Origin of the sequence: Acidovorax sp. FHTAMBA, from assembly GCF_038958875.1 — a bacterium.
Lineage (GTDB): Bacteria > Pseudomonadota > Gammaproteobacteria > Burkholderiales > Burkholderiaceae_C > Acidovorax.
On record NZ_CP152407.1, the window covers coordinates 3,812,380 to 3,831,767 of the forward strand.

Annotated in this window: 15 protein-coding genes; 9 read left to right on the top strand and 6 right to left on the bottom strand. The window is 64.6% G+C overall.

Annotated features, from left to right (window positions below; translation table 11 throughout):
* Positions 1-11 precede the first annotated feature (11 nt).
* Positions 12-2,951, bottom strand: coding sequence for an aconitate hydratase (locus AAFF19_RS17800; protein ID WP_342720691.1), 2,940 nt, complete (start codon positions 2,949-2,951; stop codon positions 12-14).
* Between the two features lie 213 nt (positions 2,952-3,164).
* The gene (locus AAFF19_RS17805) at positions 3,165-3,572 is read right to left on the bottom strand and encodes a hypothetical protein (protein ID WP_342720692.1); all 408 of its coding nucleotides are present in this window, start codon (positions 3,570-3,572) and stop codon (positions 3,165-3,167) included.
* 114 nt (positions 3,573-3,686) lie between these two features.
* Between AAFF19_RS17805 and AAFF19_RS17810 the strand changes: the two genes are divergently transcribed.
* Positions 3,687-4,571 (top strand): helix-turn-helix transcriptional regulator, encoded by an 885-nt coding sequence (locus AAFF19_RS17810; RefSeq protein WP_342720693.1) that lies wholly within the window; start codon positions 3,687-3,689, stop codon positions 4,569-4,571.
* Between the two features lie 179 nt (positions 4,572-4,750).
* Here the strand turns inward: AAFF19_RS17810 and AAFF19_RS17815 are convergent, their stop codons facing one another.
* Complete coding sequence (locus AAFF19_RS17815; protein WP_008907316.1) at positions 4,751-5,053, bottom strand: H-NS histone family protein; 303 nt, start codon at positions 5,051-5,053, stop codon at positions 4,751-4,753.
* Positions 5,054-5,390: 337 nt separating this feature from the next.
* Between AAFF19_RS17815 and AAFF19_RS17820 the strand changes: the two genes are divergently transcribed.
* The gene (locus AAFF19_RS17820; protein ID WP_182118658.1) at positions 5,391-6,236 is read left to right on the top strand and encodes a symmetrical bis(5'-nucleosyl)-tetraphosphatase; all 846 of its coding nucleotides are present in this window, start codon (positions 5,391-5,393) and stop codon (positions 6,234-6,236) included.
* Between the two features lie 10 nt (positions 6,237-6,246).
* Here the strand turns inward: AAFF19_RS17820 and AAFF19_RS17825 are convergent, their stop codons facing one another.
* The gene (locus AAFF19_RS17825) at positions 6,247-7,287 is read right to left on the bottom strand and encodes an FAD:protein FMN transferase (protein WP_342720694.1); all 1,041 of its coding nucleotides are present in this window, start codon (positions 7,285-7,287) and stop codon (positions 6,247-6,249) included.
* A 12-nt stretch (positions 7,288-7,299) separates the two neighbouring features.
* A complete protein-coding gene (locus AAFF19_RS17830; protein ID WP_342720695.1) occupies positions 7,300-7,710 on the bottom strand; it encodes a c-type cytochrome in 411 nt (136 codons plus the stop codon).
* A gap of 681 nt (positions 7,711-8,391) precedes the next feature.
* On the opposite strand from AAFF19_RS17830, the gene nosZ reads away from it, so the two are divergent.
* From nosZ to AAFF19_RS17865, 7 genes are all read left to right on the top strand, one after another.
* On the top strand, positions 8,392-10,323 hold the full coding sequence (nosZ, locus tag AAFF19_RS17835) for a TAT-dependent nitrous-oxide reductase (RefSeq protein ID WP_008907311.1): 1,932 nt from the start codon (positions 8,392-8,394) through the stop codon (positions 10,321-10,323).
* A gap of 214 nt (positions 10,324-10,537) precedes the next feature.
* On the top strand, positions 10,538-13,165 hold the full coding sequence (locus AAFF19_RS17840; RefSeq protein WP_182118660.1) for a NosR/NirI family protein: 2,628 nt from the start codon (positions 10,538-10,540) through the stop codon (positions 13,163-13,165).
* Positions 13,166-13,176: 11 nt separating this feature from the next.
* Positions 13,177-14,448: a nitrous oxide reductase family maturation protein NosD gene (locus AAFF19_RS17845; protein ID WP_008907309.1), complete on the top strand. Its 1,272-nt coding sequence runs from the start codon at positions 13,177-13,179 to the stop codon at positions 14,446-14,448.
* Complete coding sequence (locus tag AAFF19_RS17850; RefSeq protein WP_182118661.1) at positions 14,423-15,355, top strand: ABC transporter ATP-binding protein; 933 nt, start codon at positions 14,423-14,425, stop codon at positions 15,353-15,355. The genes AAFF19_RS17845 and AAFF19_RS17850 overlap by 26 nt, the downstream gene beginning before the upstream one ends.
* An 11-nt stretch (positions 15,356-15,366) precedes the next feature.
* Positions 15,367-16,182 carry an ABC transporter permease subunit gene (locus tag AAFF19_RS17855; protein WP_008907307.1) on the top strand — a complete coding sequence of 272 codons (816 nt, stop codon included), beginning with the start codon at positions 15,367-15,369 and terminating at the stop codon, positions 16,180-16,182.
* Complete coding sequence (locus AAFF19_RS17860) at positions 16,179-16,766, top strand: nitrous oxide reductase accessory protein NosL (RefSeq protein ID WP_342720696.1); 588 nt, start codon at positions 16,179-16,181, stop codon at positions 16,764-16,766. The genes AAFF19_RS17855 and AAFF19_RS17860 overlap by 4 nt, the downstream gene beginning before the upstream one ends.
* A gap of 8 nt (positions 16,767-16,774) precedes the next feature.
* Complete coding sequence (locus AAFF19_RS17865; RefSeq protein WP_246330748.1) at positions 16,775-17,449, top strand: nitrous oxide reductase accessory protein NosL; 675 nt, start codon at positions 16,775-16,777, stop codon at positions 17,447-17,449.
* Positions 17,450-17,558: 109 nt separating this feature from the next.
* Here AAFF19_RS17865 and AAFF19_RS17870 read toward each other — a convergent pair whose 3' ends face one another.
* Positions 17,559-19,076: a DEAD/DEAH box helicase gene (locus AAFF19_RS17870; protein WP_008907304.1), complete on the bottom strand. Its 1,518-nt coding sequence runs from the start codon at positions 19,074-19,076 to the stop codon at positions 17,559-17,561.
* Positions 19,077-19,388: the final 312 nt, after the last annotated feature.

Genomic DNA, 19,388 nt, shown 5'->3' on the forward strand with positions numbered 1-19,388 from the left:
GCTGGATGCCGCTAGCCCTGCAGGAGCTGGCGCAGCACAAACGGCAGGATGCCACCTGCCCGGTAGTAGTCCACCTCGATGGGGGTGTCGATGCGCAGCGTCACCGTGACTTCCTCGCACGATCCATCGGCGCGCCGGATCACCAGCCGGGCATCGCTTTGTGGCGTGAGCGCAGGGTCGGGGATCACGTCGATCACCTCGTTGCCCACCAGGCCGAGCGACTCCCAGGAATCTCCGGCCTTGAACTGCAACGGGAGCACGCCCATGCCCACCAGGTTGGAGCGGTGGATGCGCTCGAAGCTGCGGGCCACCACGGCCTTGATGCCCAGCAGCTGTGTGCCTTTGGCGGCCCAGTCGCGGCTGGAGCCGGTGCCGTACTCCTCGCCCGCAAACACCACGGTGGGCGTGCCCTGCGCCATGTACTGCATGGCGGCATCAAAGATGAACATCTTCTCGCCCTGCAGCGTGCCCTCGTTCTGGAACACCGTGACACCGCCCTCCTCGCGCGAGCCGTCCGCGGTGGGCGGAATCATGAGGTTCTTGATGCGCACGTTGGCAAAGGTGCCACGCACCATCACGTCGTGGTTGCCACGCCGCGCGCCGTAGCTGTTGAAGTCCTGCTTCATCACGCCATGCTGCAGCAGCCACTGCCCTGCCGGAGAGGTCTCCTTGATGGAGCCCGCGGGCGAGATGTGGTCGGTGGTGATGGAGTCTCCAAACAACGCCATGATGCGCGCACCCATCACCGAAGGAAGTTTGGAGTCAAATTGGGCTCCAGCGCTTGCACCATCTGCGCCAGCAGCTCCTTTTTCGAGAGCAAACTGGGCAAAGAACGGGGGCTCGGCAATATAGGTGCTGGCGGGCCAGGTGTAGGCCGTGCCGGTCACGCCCCGGATCTTCTCCCACAGCTTGCCGGGGTCGGTGGCCACCCGGGCGTAGTTTTCGCGGAAGGCCTTGCCGTTCATTGCGAACTTGAGCAGGGCGTGGACTTCGTCGCTGCTGGGCCAGATGTCGCCCAGGTACACGTCGCGCCCGCCCTTGCCCTTGCCCACGGGCTCGGTCATCAGGTCCTTGAGCACCGTGCCGGCAATCGCATAGGCCACCACCAGCGGCGGGCTCGCCAGGAAGTTGGCCTTGATGTTGGGGTGGATGCGCGCCTCGAAGTTGCGGTTGCCCGACAGCACGGCCGCGCACACCAGGTCGTTGCTGGTGATGGCTTCGTTCAGTTCGGGCGTGAGGTCGCCCGCATTGCCGATGCAGGTGGTGCAGCCATAGCCTGCCACCGCGAAGCCCAGCTTTTCGAGGTAGGGCAACAAGCCGGTTTCCGTGAGGTATTCGGTGACGATGCGCGAGCCAGGCGCCAGAGAGGTCTTGATGTGCGGCTGCACCTTGAGGCCCGCCTCCACCGCCTTCTTGGCCAGGAGGCCTGCGGCCAGCAGCACGCTGGGGTTGCTGGTGTTGGTGCAGCTGGTGATGGCGGCAATCAGCACGTCGCCGTTGCCCACCGTGACGTCGCCGGTGCGGCTGGCCTTCTGGGCGGTTACCTCGGCGTGCGCCGCCGCCAGGGTGGGCTTGTTCTGCTCCATCTCCACCACAAACCGTGGCGCGCCAGACGGCGCGGGCTTCTCTTCGGGCGGGGCCAGCAGAGACGGGGTGTCGCCACTGCGCACGTGGTGGCGCGTGTGCAGCAGCTCGGCCGGGCGGTTGAAACCGTTTTGCGCATTCGGCTTGCTGAAAAGGTCGGCAAACTGGCTGCAGACCTTGCCAAGTTCGATGCGGTCCTGCGGGCGCTTGGGGCCGGCCAGGCTGGGGGTGACGCTGCCAAGGTCGAGCTTCACCACCTGCGAATAGTCCACCTCGCCCGCCAGCGGTACGCCAAACAGGCCCTGGGCCTTGAAGTAGGCCTCAAACGCTTCGATTTCGGTTTTGGTGCGGCCCGTGCCCTTGAAGTAGTCGATGGTCTTTTCGTCCACCGGGAAGAACCCCATGGTCGCGCCGTACTCGGGCGCCATGTTGCCGATGGTGGCCCGGTCGGGCAACGCCAAGGTGCGTGTGCCTTCACCAAAGAATTCGACGAACTTGCCCACCACCTTGTGCTGGCGCAGCAGCTCGGTCACCGTGAGCACCAGGTCGGTGGCGGTCACGCCCTCGCGCAGCTGGCCCGTCATCTCGAAGCCCACCACATCGGGCGTGAGGAAGTACACCGGCTGGCCCAGCATGGCGGCCTCGGCCTCGATGCCGCCCACGCCCCAGCCCACCACGCCAATGCCGTTGATCATGGTGGTGTGGCTGTCGGTGCCCACGAGGGTGTCGGGGTAGTAGACGCCATCTTTGCGCTTGTGCACGCCGCGCGCCAGATATTCGAGGTTGACCTGGTGCACGATGCCAAAGCCCGGGGGCACCACGCCAAAGGTGTCAAAGGCCTGCATGCCCCATTTCATGAACTCGTAGCGCTCGCGGTTGCGCTGGAATTCGAGTTTCATGTTCAGGTCGAGCGAATTCTTCTTGCCATAGTGATCGACCATGATGGAGTGGTCCACCACCAGGTCCACGGGCACCAGCGGTTCGATCTTCTTGGGGTTCTTGCCCAGGCGCGCGGCCGTGCTGCGCATGGCGGCCAGATCGGCCAGCAGCGGCACGCCGGTGAAGTCCTGCAGCACCACGCGGGAGACGACAAACGGAATCTCGTCGGTGCGCGGGGCATTGGGAGCCCAGTGGGCCAGCTCGCGCACATGCTCGGCGGTCACCTTGCGGCCATCGCAGTTGCGCAGCACCGACTCGAGCACGATGCGGATCGACACGGGCAGGCGGCTGATCTGGGGAAACTGCTTGGCCAGTGCAGGCAGCGAGTAGAACTGGCCTTCTTTGCCAGACACTGTCTTGAAACTCTTGAGGGTGCTGGCAAACGCGTGGCGGGCGGGCGTGGGCGACAACTTGCGTGATACGGCCATGACGGACTCCTGAGAAAGGCAACAAGGCCTATTCTGGCAGCCTCGCATGACGGTGCAAACGTGGGGCTATGCCAACGCGGCACCCAAACCTGTGCGGCGTGGTCGGGGCGCCCACCCCATGCCGCCTTGCCCGATATCGGCATCAAAAATGGCCCTGGCGCTTGATGGACTAGCGCGAGTAGCTATGTTTTCAGGAGCAACAGCCGAGCTCCATCACGCCGCAGCCCAGGTGGGCAGGCGGCGCACGCCAAACCACTGCAGCTCGGCCAGCATGGCCACCGAGACCACATGCACCAGCAAATAGGCCTGGCCCAGCAAGGTGGGCGTGAGTGTGGAGCCCAGCAGCAGCACAAGGCTGGCCAACGCCCAGGCCAAGTTGCCCACGATCAGCACCCACAGCCAGCCACGCGGCATGGGCTCGGACCGGGCAATCGCCATGGCCAGGGCCGCATAGCCCAGCAGCATGGCACCCGTCACCTGCAGCAGCCCGGGCGGCAAGCCCAGCCAGTCAGCCAGGGGCGCTGTCAGCAGCAGGTGCAGGGCGCCGAGCACAACCCCCGTGGAGGCATCGAACCAGACCACGGCACGCAGGAATCGGGGGGAGGACATCAGCTTGAACATGGAAAGCTCCTTGGTTGAGGAAGAAAGAAGGCTCCATCGTTCCCGCCCTGGCGCATCGCGTCGATGACCTGCCAGGTAATGGCCCGTGTGTGGTTTGCGCCTAGGATGGCGGCCATGACCTCCCCCGCACCGTCCTCCCACCGCCCCCCGCGCCATCCCTTGCCGCACCGCGTGGCACCGGCGGGGCCCACCTCGTTTGGCGACCACCTGCGCACCTGGCGCCAGCAGCGGCACCTGAGCCAGCTGGCGCTGGCCGACGAAGCGGATATCTCCCCGCGGCACGTGAGCTTCATGGAAACCGGCCGCACCAACCCCAGCCGCGACATGGTGCTGCGCCTGTGCGACCGCCTGGCCGTTCCGCTGCGCGAGCGCAACGCCCTGCTCGTGTCCGCGGGCTATGCACCCATGTACCGCGAGCGCGCACTGGACGACCCCGCGCTGGCCGCCGCGCGCCAGGCGGTGGAGCTGGTGCTCAAGGGCCACGAGCCCTGCCCCGCAATTGCGCTCGACCGCTGCTGGAACGTGGTGGCCGCCAACCAGGCCGCCCACGCACTGCTGGCTGCGCACGTCAGCCCCGCACTGCTGGTACCGCCCATCAACGTGTTCCGTCTGAGCCTGCACCCTGAGGGGCTGGCGCCGCGCATTGCCAACCTTGCCCAGTGGCGCGCCCACCTTTTGGAGCGCCTGCGCCAGCAGATTCAGGCCACCGCAGATCCCGCGCTGATGGCCTTGCAGGCGGAACTGCAGCAATATCCGGCCCCGCCCGAATCCAGTAACCTCGTGCTCGCCGGGGAAATGCTGGGCGTGGTAATGCCTTTCTGTTTTGAAAGCGTGCACGGAATGCTGTCACTCATCAGCACCACGACCATATTCGGAACGCCGGTGGACGTGACCCTTCAGGAACTGGCGGTGGAATCTTTCTTCCCGGCAGACGATTTCACCAGCAGGGTATTGCGAAAGCTCGCTCAGGAAAACGCGGCGCCGCAAGTGGTGACATGAGATACCCGCATTTGCGGAAACTGCGGATCGGCGCGGTCATGCCGGTGCAGCCCCTATATGCCCTGCGGGTGCCACCAAACACGCGCAGCGCTGCCGTGTAACTGCAGCCAAACTCAAGGATTGCGCATTAAAAAAGCCCGCAAAAGCGGGCTTTTTGGTGCAGGGCAGATGACGCAGCCTTAAATCGCAAACTTCTCGCGGTTTTCATTCTGAATCCACTTGGGTGCCTTACCGCGCCCTGTCCAGGTTTCACCGGTCGCGGGATTGCGGTACTTGGGAGCCACCTTGGTACCTGCCATGGAGCTGCGCCCCGTCTTGCCGGCACCCTTGCCAGCCGGAAATACATCCTGGGGGGTCAGACCAAACTCTGACACCAGAGACCGGACCTGCGCTACCGCGTCTGACAATTCCCGGCGCCGGGCTTCGCTGATTTGTTGCTCAAGGGCTTCGCGCTGCTTCAACAGTTCTTTGTAGCTGGTCATGGTCTGGATTTAAGAGGGTGAAAGACGTGGGATTATAAGAACAAGAAAAAACTTTTACACAAGCACCCCAAAATTAAATTCTGGTACCCGATTAACACCATGCAGCATATTGGCGCCAGCGTGTGCCTGCCCCCGCCCCCTGGGTAACCGCGCTGCTCACGCCACAGCAGCCAATATCCGGCCCCGCGTCGCTTTGCGCCCCCAAAGAGCGCAATGCGCGCTGGGAACGCCATATTCAAGCACTGCAATACACCGCCGGGCATACAGCACCGTGCTGGTGCCTGCGAAAAGCACTGAAAATACCCTCTTCTATCGACAAAAATCAGAACCACCGCACATGGCTCTTTATTGCATTGGTGACATTCAGGGATGTGATGGCGCGCTGGGGCGCCTGCTGGACACCATCGGCTTTTCACCCAGCCGGGACACCGTTTATCTGCTGGGGGATCTGGTCAACAGGGGGCCTGATTCAGCGGCCGTGTTGCGCCGTTGCATGCGCCAGGGCGATGCACTGCGCTGCCTGCTGGGCAACCACGACCTGCACCTCCTGGCCGCAGCGCACGGTGCGCGCGCGCCCTCCCGGCGCGACACCCTCCACTCGGTGCTGGAGGCTCCCGATCGCGAAGCCCTGCTGGACTGGATACGCCAGCAGCCACTGGCCCGCACGCACGACCATGCAGGCGAGACCCTGCTGATGGTGCACGCGGGCGTTCTGCCCAGCTGGTCGGCTGCGGACGTCCTGGCGTACGCGCACGAGGTGCAGGCCGTGCTGCGCGGCGATCACCTGGGGGCGTTCCTGCAGGCCATGTATGGCAATACGCCCGACCGATGGAGTGATCATCTGCAAGGTACCGACCGCCTGCGGGTCATCGTCAACGCGCTGACCCGGTTGCGCTTCTGCTCTGCCGAAGGGGCCATGGATTTTGAAAGCACCGAAAGCGCCAGCGCAGCCCCGCCGGGCCTGCTGCCCTGGTTCGATGTGCCGGGGCGGCAGACTGCGGGCACGCTCACAGCGTTCGGGCACTGGTCCACACTCGGCTGGCTCAACCGCAGCGATCTGCTGGGGCTGGACACCGGGTGCGTATGGGGTGGATGCCTGAGTGCGGTGCGTTTTGGCACCACGCTGGCGGAGCGCGAACTGCTGCAGGTGCACTGCGAAGCCTCGCAGCAACCGGGCACCTGAACAAAACCGCTCAGGCAGCCACGCGCTCCATCGAGGCAGCCATGCCGGCGGAATACCAGGCACCACCGTCCTGCGAAACCACCAGCGCTTGCACGCCCGGCCGACGGGCCACCAGGGCCTGTCCGGCCTTGGCGCCGCGCACCATCATGGCGGCGCCGAGCCCGTTCACCTCGGCTACATCACGGGCCAGCAGACTCACGCCGTGCACACCGCCAGTCGGGTACCCCGTGCGGGGATCCAGAATATGGTGTCTGCGCTGCCCCGCCGCCATGAAGAACCGCTCGTAGTCGCCCGACGAAGCCACCACCGCCCGGCCCTGCACGGGCAGCACGCCCAGCAAACGCTCTGGCGCGCGGGGGTCGCGCAGGCCCACACGCCAGGGGCGCCCCTGCAGCTGCCCCATGACCAGCACATCGCCGCCACCATTGATGAGCGCATGGCCCACCCCGTGGTTGCGCAGCACCTGCATGCCCGCCTCAAGAATGGGCAGCTTTGCAATGCCGCCCAGATCCAGCGCCATGCCCTGCTCGGCCAGGTAAGCGGTACCGGCCCGTTCATCCAGCACCAGACGGCGCGCATCCACACGCCGCAGTTGCCGGGCAATCTCGCTGGCGGAGGGCGCGGCCTGATGGCCCGCCTCGAACCGCCAGCCCTTGAGCGAGCCCACAGTGATGTCAAAAGCACCGCCACTGAAGCCGTGCATCTGCTGTGCTGCCTGCAGCAGCCGCATCACTTCGGGCGGAACCTCCACAGGCTGGATCCCGGCGGCGCGGCTGATGCGGCTGACCGCGCTGTCAGCCCGGTAGCGGCTTAGCAGCGCCTCCAGGCGCGCCATCTCGGCGTAGGCCTGGTCGATAGCATGGCGCCCCAAGGGCGCATCCAGACCATCGACCACGATGTCCACCTGTGTTCCCATCAAGGGGCGCGATACACGCTGCGGCGACTGCGCACCCGGGGTGGCCGACACCCAGGGCGCACACCCCAGCAAGGGCAGCGCCATGGCGATCCGGCGCCTCAACGGGCTGAATGCAGTACTTGGAGCGGAGTTCATGGCGCGCCGCCGTCAAACGGATTGGTCGGCCATGTAGTCCACCGCAGCCTTGACTTCATCGTCGGTCAAGTTGGCGGCGCCCCCCTTGGCGGGCATCATGCCCTTGGAGCCCGTGTAGCCCTCGATGGCGTGCTTGTACAAGGTGTCTTTGCCCTGCGCAATGCGTGGTCCCCATTCGGCCTTGTCGCCCGGCTTGGGCGCGCCCGCCACGCCGGCGGCGTGGCACATGGCGCAGGTTTTTCCGTAGACGCTTTTGCCCACCGTGTTCTCTGCCACCGGTGCCGGGGCCGGGGCCGCAGCAGGTGCGGGGGCCGCGGCAGGCGCTGCAACGGGAGCTGGCGCATCAGCCGGCTTCTTGTCGCCACAAGCCGCCAGCGTCAGTGAGACTGCAGCGGCCGCGAGAAGACTGGAGAGTTTTTTCATGGGTATTCCTGTTTTGGTATGGATGAAAGACGGGAAAAGCAGGGGCCGAAGCCACATGTGCCAACAACACCTGCAAGCATCGCGGTACGCCTGCAGCGAACGCCGCGCCGGATCATGAACAACGCAAGCCTCTTAACACATCGCATTTGACGCACCTGAAATGCATCATAAGAAGGATGCACTGCGCGACGCAACACCAACAATGTAATGGAGAGTGCTTGACAGACGCGAGCGGTTTGGACGTCAATGTATGACCTAGATCAATTTGATTCATATTACATGAATCTATATTCGATCCCATGCAATCCCTACAGCCCGTGACCCGATTCCGTTGCTGGATCCTGGCATGGCTTCTGCTGTCATTGGGTGCAGCGACTGCTGCTCCCCTGGTCCAGCCGCAAAAGATGCTCGATGCGGTGTGCTCGATGGGGGGCGCCCTGAAGCTGGTCCTCGTTGACGATGGCGCCACCACCCACTCTGGCAGCGCAGACTCACAGTGCCCCCAGTGCCTTTTCGGTGGCACGCCGGTGCCAGCGACAGTCCCGTTCCCGGCCTGCGCCTTGGCGACCACATCGCCGTCCTCCGTTCCTCCCGTGCTGCGGGACAGGGTTGCCAATGCAATACCTCCTCCTGCACGCGCGCCCCCTGTTTTTTTGTAAGTGAATCCTAAAGAGGTGAACCATGAGTAACAAGAGAGAAGCAACCCCTGAAACCATCGGCCTTGGCCGTCGCCGTTTCATCAACACCGCAGCCCTTGCAGGCCTTACTGCCGGCGTAGCCGCCTGCACCGAGAAGCCTGCCAGCGCGCCTGCCACGACGGCGTCGGGGCCTGTTGCAGCGCCTGCTGCGGCCCATTCGGCTGCCGCCAACGCGGTCCACCTCAAACCCGGTGAACTCGACACCTATTACGGCATCTGGAGCGGTGGCCACACCGGCGACATGCGCATTTTGGGTCTGCCCTCGGGTCGCGAAATTCACCGCATTCCCTGCTTCGTCCCCGATGCACTCGTCGGCTGGGGCATCACCAACGAATCCAAGGCCATCATGGGCACCAAGGCCGATGGCAGCTTGCGCTACACGGTGGCAGATACCCACCACACGCACGCCTCCTACAAGGACGGCAACTACGACGGCCGTTACGCCTGGATCAACGACAAGATCAACAGCCGCATCGCGCGCGTGCGCCTCGATTACTTCGTTTGCGACAAGATCACCCAACTGCCCAATGTGCAGGGCTTCCACGGCATCTTCCCCGACAAGCGCGACCCGGTCGATCCGGCGATCAACTACACCACGCGCGTGTTCTGCGGCGCTGAATTCGGCATCCCGCTGCCCAACACCGGCAGCGAAGACCACACCAAATACCGCTCGATGTTCACCTGCGTGGACGCCGAGACCATGGAAGTGCGCTGGCAGGTGCTGATTGACGGCAACTGCGATCTGACCGCCACCTCGTACGACGGCAAGCTGGCAGCAACGAACCAGTACAACGTCGAGATGGGCGCCAAGTACGAGGACATGATGTCCGCCGAGCGCGACGCCTGCCTGTTCTTCAACATTGCGCGCATCGAAGAAGCCGTCAAGGCCGGCAAGTTCAAGACCATCGGCTCTTCCAAGGTGCCCGTGGTCGATGGCACGCACGAAGCCAACAAGGACCCCAAGACCGCTCTGACCGCCTACGTCAGCGTGCCCAAGAACCCGCACGGCGTGAACGCCAGCCCCGACCAGAAGTATTTCATCTGCGCCGGCAAGCTCTCGCCCACCGCCACCGTGATCGAGCTGGCCAAGGTGCTCGACTGGTTCGACGGCAAGATGGAAAAGCTCGACGACGCGATCGTTGCCGAAGTGGAAATCGGCCTGGGCCCGCTGCATACCGCCTTCGACGGCCGTGGCAACGCCTACACCACGCTGTTCCTGGACAGCCAGGTGGTCAAGTGGAACGTGGAGGCTGCCATCAAGTTCCACGCTGGCGACAAGAGCGCGAAGTACGTGGTAGACCGCCTGGATGTGCACTACCAGCCGGGCCACATCAACGCCTCGCAGTCCGAGACCATCGCTGCCGACGGCAAGTACCTGGCCGTGGGTTGCAAGTTCTCGAAAGACCGCTTCCTGCCCGTGGGCCCGCTGCACCCCGAGAACGAACAGCTCATCGACATCAGCGGCGACAAGATGGTGCTGCTGGCCGACCACCCCGTGCGTGGCGAGCCCCATGACTTCATCATCTTCAAGCGTGATCTGGTCAAGCCCAAGCAGGTCTACGATCTGGACGAATCGCCCCTGGCCATCAAGGATCCCAAGGAATCCGGCGTGTTCCGCAATGGCAAGAAGGTCACCGTGAAAATCACTTCACAGGCACCGGCCTTCAGCCTGCGCGAGTTCAAGCTCAAGAAGGGCGACGAGGTCACACTGATCCTGACCAACCTCGACAAGATCGAAGACTTGACGCACGGGTTCGCCATTCCGAACTACAACGTCAACTTCATCGTCAACCCGCTGGAAACCAAGTCGGTGAGCTTCGTGGCCGACCAGCCCGGCGTGTTCTGGTGCTATTGCACCCACTTCTGCCACGCGCTCCACCTGGAGATGCGCACACGGATGATTGTGGAAGCTTGATTCGGAGCATCCCCTGAGGCGCTGCGCGCCTTCCCCCTTCTCTCGAATCGCTGCGCGATTCGGGAAGGGGGACGATGCACTCGCTGCGGGGCGGCCCTTGCTCTGCATCCCTGGTCTGGGGCGCGCCAGTTGTGACAACTGCGCCCTAATTTGAACAAAATTGGCCGCTAGCGCTTGATAGATAAGCGCGAACAGCTATCAAAAAGATAGTCCCATGATTCCCCTCCGTCGGCAGTTCGCCACGCTTCTTCTGGTCTTGTTGGCAGCCCTTTGGCTGGCGCCGCGCGCCCATGCCGCATCAGGCGCCTACGAGGCCGAGCTGCCTGCCGATCTGGCCACCGCGCGCGACATGTGCGCCCTGGTGCCCTGCAAGGACGTGTTCCCGGGGGCCACCCACTTTTCCGAACGCAAGGGCCAGCCGCCCTACGCAGAGGCTTACGACAACGACTCGGCCCAGAAGAAGCTGCTGGGCTATGTGATGCTCTCCACCGACATCACCGACACCCCCGCGTACTCGGGCAAGCCGGTGGTCACGCTGATCGGCATGGACCTCAAGGGCCACTACGTGGGCGTCAAAGTGCTCAAGCACTCAGAGCCCATCCTGCTGCTGGGCATCCCCGAATCGGCGCTCATCAATTTCAACAACCAGTACCTGGGCAAGTCTGTCCAGGACACGCTGGAAGTCGGCCCGTCCAGGCCCGAGGAAAACGTGATTGGCCTGGATGCCATCTCCGGCGCCACCGTCACGGTGATTGCGCAAAACCAGGTGGTGACGATGTCGGGCGCCGCCGTGGCGCGACAGACGGGCATCATCGAGCCTACCGTGCGAGACCCCGCACGTTTTCTTGCCAATGGGCAGCGATACGACTGGGCGCAACTGGTCCAGATGGGCGTGGCGCAGCGCCTGCTCGTCAAGCCCGAACAGGTCGGCTTGCCGCGGGGCCCCGAGCCTTTCATCGAACTGTGGTTTGGTGACCTCAACCACCCCGACCTTGGGCGCAGCCTGCTGGGTGAACGCGGCTTCGAGAACCTGCGCTCGCGGCTTCAGCCGCAGGAAAGCGCCTTCTTCGTCATCCGCACGGGCGGTGTGGAATCCTTCAAGGGCTCGGGCTTCGTGCGCGGCGGCATCTACGACCGCGTGCAGGTCAAGCAGGGTGCAGACTCGTTCACCTTCCGCGATCTGGACTCCTACAACCTGTATGGCCTGGAGGCAGCCGGTGCCCCGCGCTACAGCGAATCGGCCATTTTTGTGGTCCGCTCGGCAGCCTTCTCCGCAGCCTTCCCCTGGAAGCTCGCTTTCCTGGGCAACCGCGTAGACCGCGCCACGGGCCACCGCAGCTTTGCCGTTTTCGAATCCAAATACTGGCTGCCCGCCAACCTGCTGGACGGCGGGCGTCCCAAAGTGGTGGAGCCCGACGCACCCTGGGTGCGCGTGTGGAAGACACAGGCTGTCTCGATTGCCCTGTTCGCCCTGGTGCTGTTAGCCGTCACGGTGGTGTACGCCTACCGCGAGAAGCTCACGCGCCTTTCCACCCACAAGAACAAGTGGCCCGTGAACGCCTTCAAGTACAGCTTCTGGGCCATCAGCATGCTGTGGGTGGGCTTTGGCCTGATGGCGCAGCCCTCCATCACGCAGGTGCTGACCTGGTTCCATTCGCTGCTGTTCCAGTGGACGTGGTCGCTGTTCCTGTCCGATCCGTTCATTTTCCTGTTCTGGATCTTCATCATCGTCACCGTGTTCCTGTTCGGGCGCGGCCTGTTCTGCGGCTGGATGTGCCCGTTTGGCTCGCTGCAGGAGTCCATCTACAAGGTGGCGCGCTTTGTAGGCCTGGGCCGGTTTCAGACCAAGCTGCCGCAGAAATGGCACGACCGGCTCAAGTGGCTCAAGTACGCGATCTTCTTCGGCCTGCTGGTGGTCTCAATGTTCTCCATGGGCCTTGCCGAAAAGCTGGCCGAGGTGGAGCCCTTCAAGACCACGTTCCTCGTGGGCATCAGCAACCGCGCCTGGCCCTACGCCCTGTTCGTGGCAGTGATTTTGGGTGTGTCGATCTTTATCGAACGGCCCTATTGCAAATATGTCTGCCCGCTGGGCGCCTCGCTGGCCATGCCCAGCACGTTCCGCTGGTTTGGCCTCAAGCGCAAGCAGGACTGCAACAGCTGCAAGGCCTGCGCCGTGGGCTGCGGAGCGCAGGCGATTGATGCCGATGGCCGCATCGACCACCGTGAATGCCTGCACTGCCTCGATTGCATGATTCTGTATACCGACACCAAGGGCTGCCCGCCGCTGGCCAAGGAGCGCAAGCGCCGCGAAAAGGACGGCCTGGAGATCACGCCGATCGGCGCCAACGGGTATTTCATTCCGATCCACCCCGCCACCAGCTTCACCGAGCAGATCAGCGCCAAGGCCAAGAACGGCCCCGACCCGCGCATGCCCACCGACCCGGTGGCGCCCTTCCACAAGGCGGGCGAGTCCCGCCTGCGGTGGATTCTGATGGAGCTGCGCGACCACTTCTGGCCCTGGAGCACCGATGGCTGGCGCAGCCAGCGGGCGCTGCAGGTGGCCGGGTTCTCCCTGGCGGTGGCGGCCACCGTGGCCTGGGTGATGACGGCGCTGGGCAGCCTCTCTTCGGCAGCCATCATTGGCTGGTGGTTTGGCTGGAGCGTGTACGAGGTGCTGATCCGCCTGTCCGGCCGCCGCTACGTGAAGGACGGCGTCTGGTGGCGCGGCAACTACCGCGCGGCCAGCGTGATGGACATGCTGAGCTATGTGGGCTTCAAGAACCTGCTGATCGGGGCCACCCTCTTCCTTGCACTCAAGGCCCTGGGCTTGCTGAACTTATGAGGCCTTTGTTCATGCGCTCTGTGCGCGCCGCGCTGATCGTGCTGGCGGGGCTGGGCGGGGCATGCCTGGCCGGTGCCGCCACGGTGTCGGTCCAGCCCGGCCAGGACCTGGCCGCCGCCGTGAAGGCCGCCGCACCGGGCGATGTGATCGAGGTGGCGCGCGGCCTGTACCCGGTCAACCTGCTGATCGACAAGCCGCTCACGCTGCGCGGCATCGACCGCCCCACCCTGAGCGGTGGCAACCAGGGCGACACCATCCGGGTCACCGCCCCGGATGTGGTGATCGAGGGCCTGATCGTGCGCGACTCGGGCGACAGCCTCAAGCACCAGAACGCCGGTATTTACCTTTTCCCCGGCGCGCATCGGGCCGTGGTGCGCAACTGCGACCTGACCTACAACCTGTTCGGCCTGTGGATCGAGAAGGCCGATGATGTGCTCATCGAGCGCAACACCATCACCGGCAAGCGCGAATACGGTTCGTCGCAGCGTGGCAACGGCATCCAGCTCTACAACACCCAGCGTGCGCGCATTTTCAGCAACAACATCAGCTTCGTGCGCGATGCGCTGTATGTCGATGTGTCGCACCACGCCGTGTTCAGGGGCAACCGGCTGCACCACAGCCGCTACGGCACGCACTACATGAACTCGTACCACAACCTGTGGGAAGACAACGACACCTACTACAACCGGGGCGGCCTGGCGCTGATGGAAGTGCGCGACCAGGTGGTGCGCAACAACCGCGCCTGGGGCAATTCCGACCACGGCATCATGCTGCGCACCCTGCAGGACTCGGTGATCGAGAACAACATCGTGGCCGGCAACAACCGGGGCTTTTTCATTTACGACGTCGAGTACATCAAGCTCAATGGCAACCTGGTGGTGGACAACGTGGTGGGCGTGCACCTGGCGGCCGGCTCCACGCGCAACGAGGTGGAGGGCAACGACTTCATCGGCAACCGCGAGCAGGTGCGCTACGTGGGCGCGCGCGACGAGCGCTGGGGCACCAAGAGCGGCAACCACTGGAGCAACTACCTCGGCTGGGACCGTGACGGCAACGGAACGGGCGACGTACCCTACGAGGCCAACGACATGGTGGACCGCCTGACCTGGCGCCATCCCAGCATGAAGCTGCTGCTGGCCAGCCCCGCGGTGCAGGCCCTGCGCCTGGTGGGCCAGCAGTTTCCGGTCCTGCGCGTGCCTTCGGTGGTGGACCCCAAGCCGCGCATGCAACCAACCCACCAACAATGGAGTGAATGGCGTGGCAAGCACTTTTCCGGCCAGTGACGGCCCAGCGGTCTCGCTGCGCGGCGTGAGCAAGCACTATGGCGCGCTGCATGCCGTCGATGGCGTCGATCTGGAGATTCCGCGCGGCGAAATTTTCGGCCTGATCGGGCACAACGGCGCGGGCAAGAGCACGCTGTTCAAGATGATGCTGGGCCTGGTGCCGCTGACGCAGGGCGAGATTCGGATCGGCGGTGCGCAGGTCGGCGGGCGGGGCTTTCGGGCCGCGCGGCGCCACCTGGGCTATCTGCCCGAGAACGTTGTGCTCTACGACAACCTGAACGGCCTGGAAACCCTGCGTTTCTTTGCCCGGCTCAAGCATGCGCCGCTGGCGCAGTGCCAGCCGGTGCTCGAGCGTGTGGGTCTGGCGCATGCCGGCAATCGCCCGGTGCGCGAGTACTCCAAAGGCATGCGCCAGCGCCTCGGGTTTGCGCAGGCCTTGCTGGGCGCCCCCCAGGTGCTGTTTCTAGACGAGCCCACCAACGGGCTCGACCCCCAGGCCATCCGCGATTTTTATGCCACATTGCGCGGGCTGCAGGCCCAGGGCGTGACGGTGATCATCACCTCGCACATCCTGGCCGAGCTGCAAGAGCGCGTGGACCGCCTGGCCATCATGTCGGCCGGCAAGGTCCAGGCCGTGGGCAGCGTGCAGGCGCTGCGCGAGCAGACGCAGATGCCGCTGGTGTTCGAATTGCAGCTGGGTGCCGAAGACACCCCCGCCGTGGCCCAGGCACTGGCGGCGGTCACGGGCGCATCGCCCGAAACCTTGCCAACCGGCCTGCGCCTGCGCTGCCCGCGCGCGCAAAAAATGGCCGTGCTGGCCGCGCTGGCGCCGTTTGGCGCACGCGTGCACGACCTCAAGATGCTGGAGCCGTCGCTGGAAGACGTGTTCTTCGGATTCGCCGATTGAAGGATGGCCCCATGGAACTGACGCAAATCCTCACCATTGCCGCGAAAGAATTCCGCGACCGCATGCGCAACCGCTGGGTGCTGGCGGTTGCGCTCGTCTTCACCGTGTTCTCGCTCGTCATCGCCTACTTTGGCGGCGCGCAGCAGGGGGCCGTGGGCTTTCGCTCGATCGAGTTCACCATCGCCAGCCTGGTCAGCCTGGTGATCTACCTCATCCCGCTCATCGCACTACTGCTCGGCTTTGATGCCATCGTGGGCGAGCGCGAGCGCGGCTCGCTCGACCTGCTGCTGTCCCTGCCCATCACCCGCTTCGAATTGCTGCTGGGCAAATACCTTGGCCTGGCGGCCGCGCTCACGCTGTCCACGCTGGCGGGCTTTGGCCTGGTGGCGGTGCTGCTGTCGCGGCAGATGAGCTGGGCCGGCATGTACCACTACTTCGGCTTCATGCTCAGCTCGGTGCTGCTGGGCCTGGCGTTTCTGAGCCTGGCGGTGCTGCTGTCGGTGCTGGCGCGCGACCGCACGCGCGCCTCGGGCCTGGCCATCGCCACCTGGTTCTTCTTCGTTCTGGTGTTCGACCTGCTGCTGCTCGGGGCGCTGGTGGGCACGGGTGGCCGCTTTGGCGGTGAGGTGTTCGCGTGGCTGCTGCTGCTCAACCCGGCCGATGTGTTCCGCATCCTCAACGTGTTCTCGCTCGACGATGTGCGCACGCTCTACGGCCTGGCCAGTGTCGTGCCGTCGTCCATGGGCAGCCCCACCACCATGGGTGGCGTGATGCTGGCCTGGATCATCGTCCCCCTGGCTCTGGCCAACTGGAGATTCAAACCATGAAATACACCTGTTCCTGCCGCCGGCGCCATGCCGGCACCCCCGGTGCCTGCGGCGACCGTCGCCACGTTCTCGGCCTGGCCGCGCTGGCGGCCCTGGGGTCGCTGGGCCTGCTGGCCGGTTGCGGCGAGCGCGCCGGCGAGGCGCAATCGCTCGCCCCCGTCGAGATCGACCGCTCCACCAGCTGTGAGCTGGACGGCATGCTCCTGGCCGACTACCCCGGCCCCAAGGCGCAGGTGCATTTTGTCGGGCAAAGCCAGCCTTCCTTCTTTTGCGACACCGTGGAGCTGTTCAGCACGCTCCTGGCCGGCGAGCAGGTGCGTGCCGTGCGCGCCGTCTATGTGCAGGATATGGGCCAGGCCGACTGGGATGCGCCCAAAGGTCACTGGATCGACGCCAAGACGGCGGTGTACGTGGTGGGCAGCAAGCGCCACGGCTCCATGGGCCCCACCATCGGCAGCTTTGCGCAGGAGGCCGACGCCCAGAAATTCGCCACCGAATATGGCGGCAAGGTGCTGCGTTTTGGCGACATCAAGGCCGACATGGTGGACCTGAGCGGGGGCGCCCTGCACGACACGCGCATGTGACCACGGCCATGCCCACTCCCGACCCATCGCGCCAGCAGGCACACCATCCGTCGCACTCGCCATCACGGCGCCGTGCGGTGGCGGCCCTGTTGCTGGGTTCGGCCGGGCTGGTGGGCTGGACGCTGCACCAGCGCGGGCCATCCGGGCGCATCAACGCATCGGCGCTGGACGGCGTGGGCGACGATGTCTGTGTGGTGGCTCCGCCTACGCCCTACGACCCGGCCTTGGGCCAGGCCGTAGCTGACGCACGCGAAGTGCCCGCCGACGCGCGCTGCCCCGTGTGCGGCATGTACCCCGCCCGCGCGCGGGCATGGGCGGCGCAGGTGATCTTTTCAGACGGAGACGCCTTCTTTTTCGACTCGCCGCTCAGCCTGATGCTCTACCAGGGCAACGTGGCCCACTACACACGCGGCCGCACAGCCGATTCACTTGTGGCCCGGTATGTCACCGACACGGCTACGGGGCAGTGGCTGAACGCCCAGGAGGCGGTGTATGTGGCGGGGTCTTCGGCCATGGGCCCGATGCGGGCGGGCAACCTTCCCGCCTTTGCAAGTACGGACGCTGCGCAGCAGTTTGTGCAGCAGCGCGGGGGACGGGCGCTTGCATTCAACGCCATCGATGCGGCCCTGCTGCGCGGGCTGGCACCCAACCTGCGGGCAGACCACCGTCAACACGCGGGTTGACGGGATGCTTTAGCTACCAATTTTGTAGCTGCTTGCGCTTTCACAGCAAGCGTGAGAGGCCAAAAAGACTATGAAACCATGAAAAAAGGCCTTGAACAAGGCCTGGTCCTCATCCCTGCGCCGAGGTTTCCGGCTGGGCCGCCTTGAAGAGGGCAGCCACCTTGCGCTTGGGCTTGATGTTGGCCGACACGCTGCTGCGCGGTGCCGACTTGGCCGCTTCCCAGGCGGGCGCCGCATCGGCAGGCGCACTGGCTTCATACGGCTTTTCAAAAAACGGATCGCGCGAGGCAACGGCCGGGCGGAAGCCCCGGTGCTGTTCACGCGGCTCGCGGGCTTCGCGGCCACCACGGTGTTCGCGTTCGCGTTCGCGCTCGCGGCGCGGGGCCGCCGGGATGGCATCGCGTCCATCGCCCGTCTCGCCAGCTTCGCGCCAGGCGCGGCGGCCGTCGTTGATGCGGCCTTGATTCCGAATGCTTGGCTGGTCTTCTTCGTATTCGATGGCTTCGAGTTCGATCTTCTTCTTGATCAGCTTCTCGATGTCGGCCACCAGGCGGGCATCGCTGCCCGACACCAGCGTGACCGCCAGGCCCGATGCGCCCGCACGGCCCGTGCGGCCAATGCGGTGCACATAGTCTTCGGCGTTGAATGGCACGTCGAAGTTGAACACCGCCGGCACGTCCTTGATGTCCAGGCCGCGCGCGGCCACATCGGTACACACCAGCAGATCGACCTCGCCGCTCTTGAAGGCTTCGAGCGCCTTCAGGCGCTCGTCCTGGCTCTTGTCGCCATGCAGCGCGGTGGTCTTGAGGCCTTCGCGCTCCAGGCTGCGCGCCAGACGGGCACAACCGAGCTTGCTGTTCACGAAGATGAATGCCTGCTTGATGCCCCGGCTCTTGAGCACCTGGTGGATGGCACGGCGCTTGTCGTCGTCGCCCGCGCTGTAAAAGCGCTGCTCCACGGTGGAGGCCGTTTCGTTCGGGCGGGCCACCTCGATGGTGACGGGGTTTTGCAGGTAGCTGCTGGCCAGGCGCTTGATCTCGGGAGAGAACGTGGCGCTGAACAGCAGCGTGGTGCGCTGCTTGGGCAGGAACGAGAGGATGCGCTGCAGGTCGGGCAGGAAACCGATGTCCAGCATGCGGTCGGCCTCGTCGAGCACCACGTACTCGACCTGGTTGAGCACCGCATTCTTGGCTTCGATGTGGTCCAGCAAACGGCCCGGCGTGGCCACCAGCACTTCGACGCCTTTTTTAAGCTCGATGGTCTGGGGCTTCATGTCCATGCCGCCAAACACCACGGTGCTGCGCAGCTTGGTGTATTTGGCATACAGCGCAATCTGCTGGGCCACCTGGTCGGCCAGCTCGCGCGTGGGCAACAGCACCAGGGCGCGCACGGGGTGGCGGGCCGGGGAGGTGGAACTGCTCTCGTGCTTGAGCAGGCGCTGCAGCAAGGGCAGCGAGAACGCGGCGGTCTTGCCGGTGCCCGTCTGGGCGGCACCCATCACGTCCTGTCCGGTGAGCACCACCGGGATGGCCTGCGCCTGGATGGGCGTCATGGACTCGTAGCCCATTTCGGCTACGGCACGCGCCAGCGGCTCAGCCAGCGATAGATTGGAAAAGGAACTTGTCATTAAAAGCGTGTCTGTAGGCGACGCTGAAATTGTCTGAGCAATGTGGCACGCCCCTGGGAAGGGCTGGCTGCAAGGCGCAAACCGCAGCGATAACCGGGGTTATCGCAAGGATTTGCAACGCCACAAACCGGCCCCTGTGCGGGGAATGCGCATTGCGCAAATGACTTGTTCAGCGTTGCCTGAGCTGCCTATTGTCGCACCGGTGGCCCGAAAAGCGATTTTTCACCCAGTCGGCGTGGTACAGAGCGCATTCTTTCGAGGGCAATTTTCGGCTCGAATGCTTCATATTTGATAGCTTATAGCGCTTACCCA

Bases quoted from the DNA above. Each gene is read 5' to 3' on its own strand.
- nosZ (WP_008907311.1), top strand. From the start codon at position 8,392: ATGAGTAACAAGAGAGAAGCAACCCCTGAAACCATCGGCCTTGGCCGT.
- AAFF19_RS17870 (WP_008907304.1), bottom strand. From the start codon at position 19,076: ATGACAAGTTCCTTTTCCAATCTATCGCTGGCTGAGCCGCTGGCGCGT.
- AAFF19_RS17815 (WP_008907316.1), bottom strand. From the start codon at position 5,053: ATGACCAGCTACAAAGAACTGTTGAAGCAGCGCGAAGCCCTTGAGCAA.
- AAFF19_RS17845 (WP_008907309.1), top strand. From the start codon at position 13,177: ATGCGCTCTGTGCGCGCCGCGCTGATCGTGCTGGCGGGGCTGGGCGGG.
- AAFF19_RS17805 (WP_342720692.1), bottom strand. From the start codon at position 3,572: ATGTTCAAGCTGATGTCCTCCCCCCGATTCCTGCGTGCCGTGGTCTGG.
- AAFF19_RS17820 (WP_182118658.1), top strand. From the start codon at position 5,391: ATGGCTCTTTATTGCATTGGTGACATTCAGGGATGTGATGGCGCGCTG.
- AAFF19_RS17825 (WP_342720694.1), bottom strand. From the start codon at position 7,287: ATGAACTCCGCTCCAAGTACTGCATTCAGCCCGTTGAGGCGCCGGATC.
- AAFF19_RS17865 (WP_246330748.1), top strand. From the start codon at position 16,775: ATGCCCACTCCCGACCCATCGCGCCAGCAGGCACACCATCCGTCGCAC.
- AAFF19_RS17810 (WP_342720693.1), top strand. From the start codon at position 3,687: ATGACCTCCCCCGCACCGTCCTCCCACCGCCCCCCGCGCCATCCCTTG.
- AAFF19_RS17830 (WP_342720695.1), bottom strand. From the start codon at position 7,710: ATGAAAAAACTCTCCAGTCTTCTCGCGGCCGCTGCAGTCTCACTGACG.
- AAFF19_RS17800 (WP_342720691.1), bottom strand. From the start codon at position 2,951: ATGGCCGTATCACGCAAGTTGTCGCCCACGCCCGCCCGCCACGCGTTT.
- AAFF19_RS17855 (WP_008907307.1), top strand. From the start codon at position 15,367: ATGGAACTGACGCAAATCCTCACCATTGCCGCGAAAGAATTCCGCGAC.
- AAFF19_RS17840 (WP_182118660.1), top strand. From the start codon at position 10,538: ATGATTCCCCTCCGTCGGCAGTTCGCCACGCTTCTTCTGGTCTTGTTG.
- AAFF19_RS17860 (WP_342720696.1), top strand. From the start codon at position 16,179: ATGAAATACACCTGTTCCTGCCGCCGGCGCCATGCCGGCACCCCCGGT.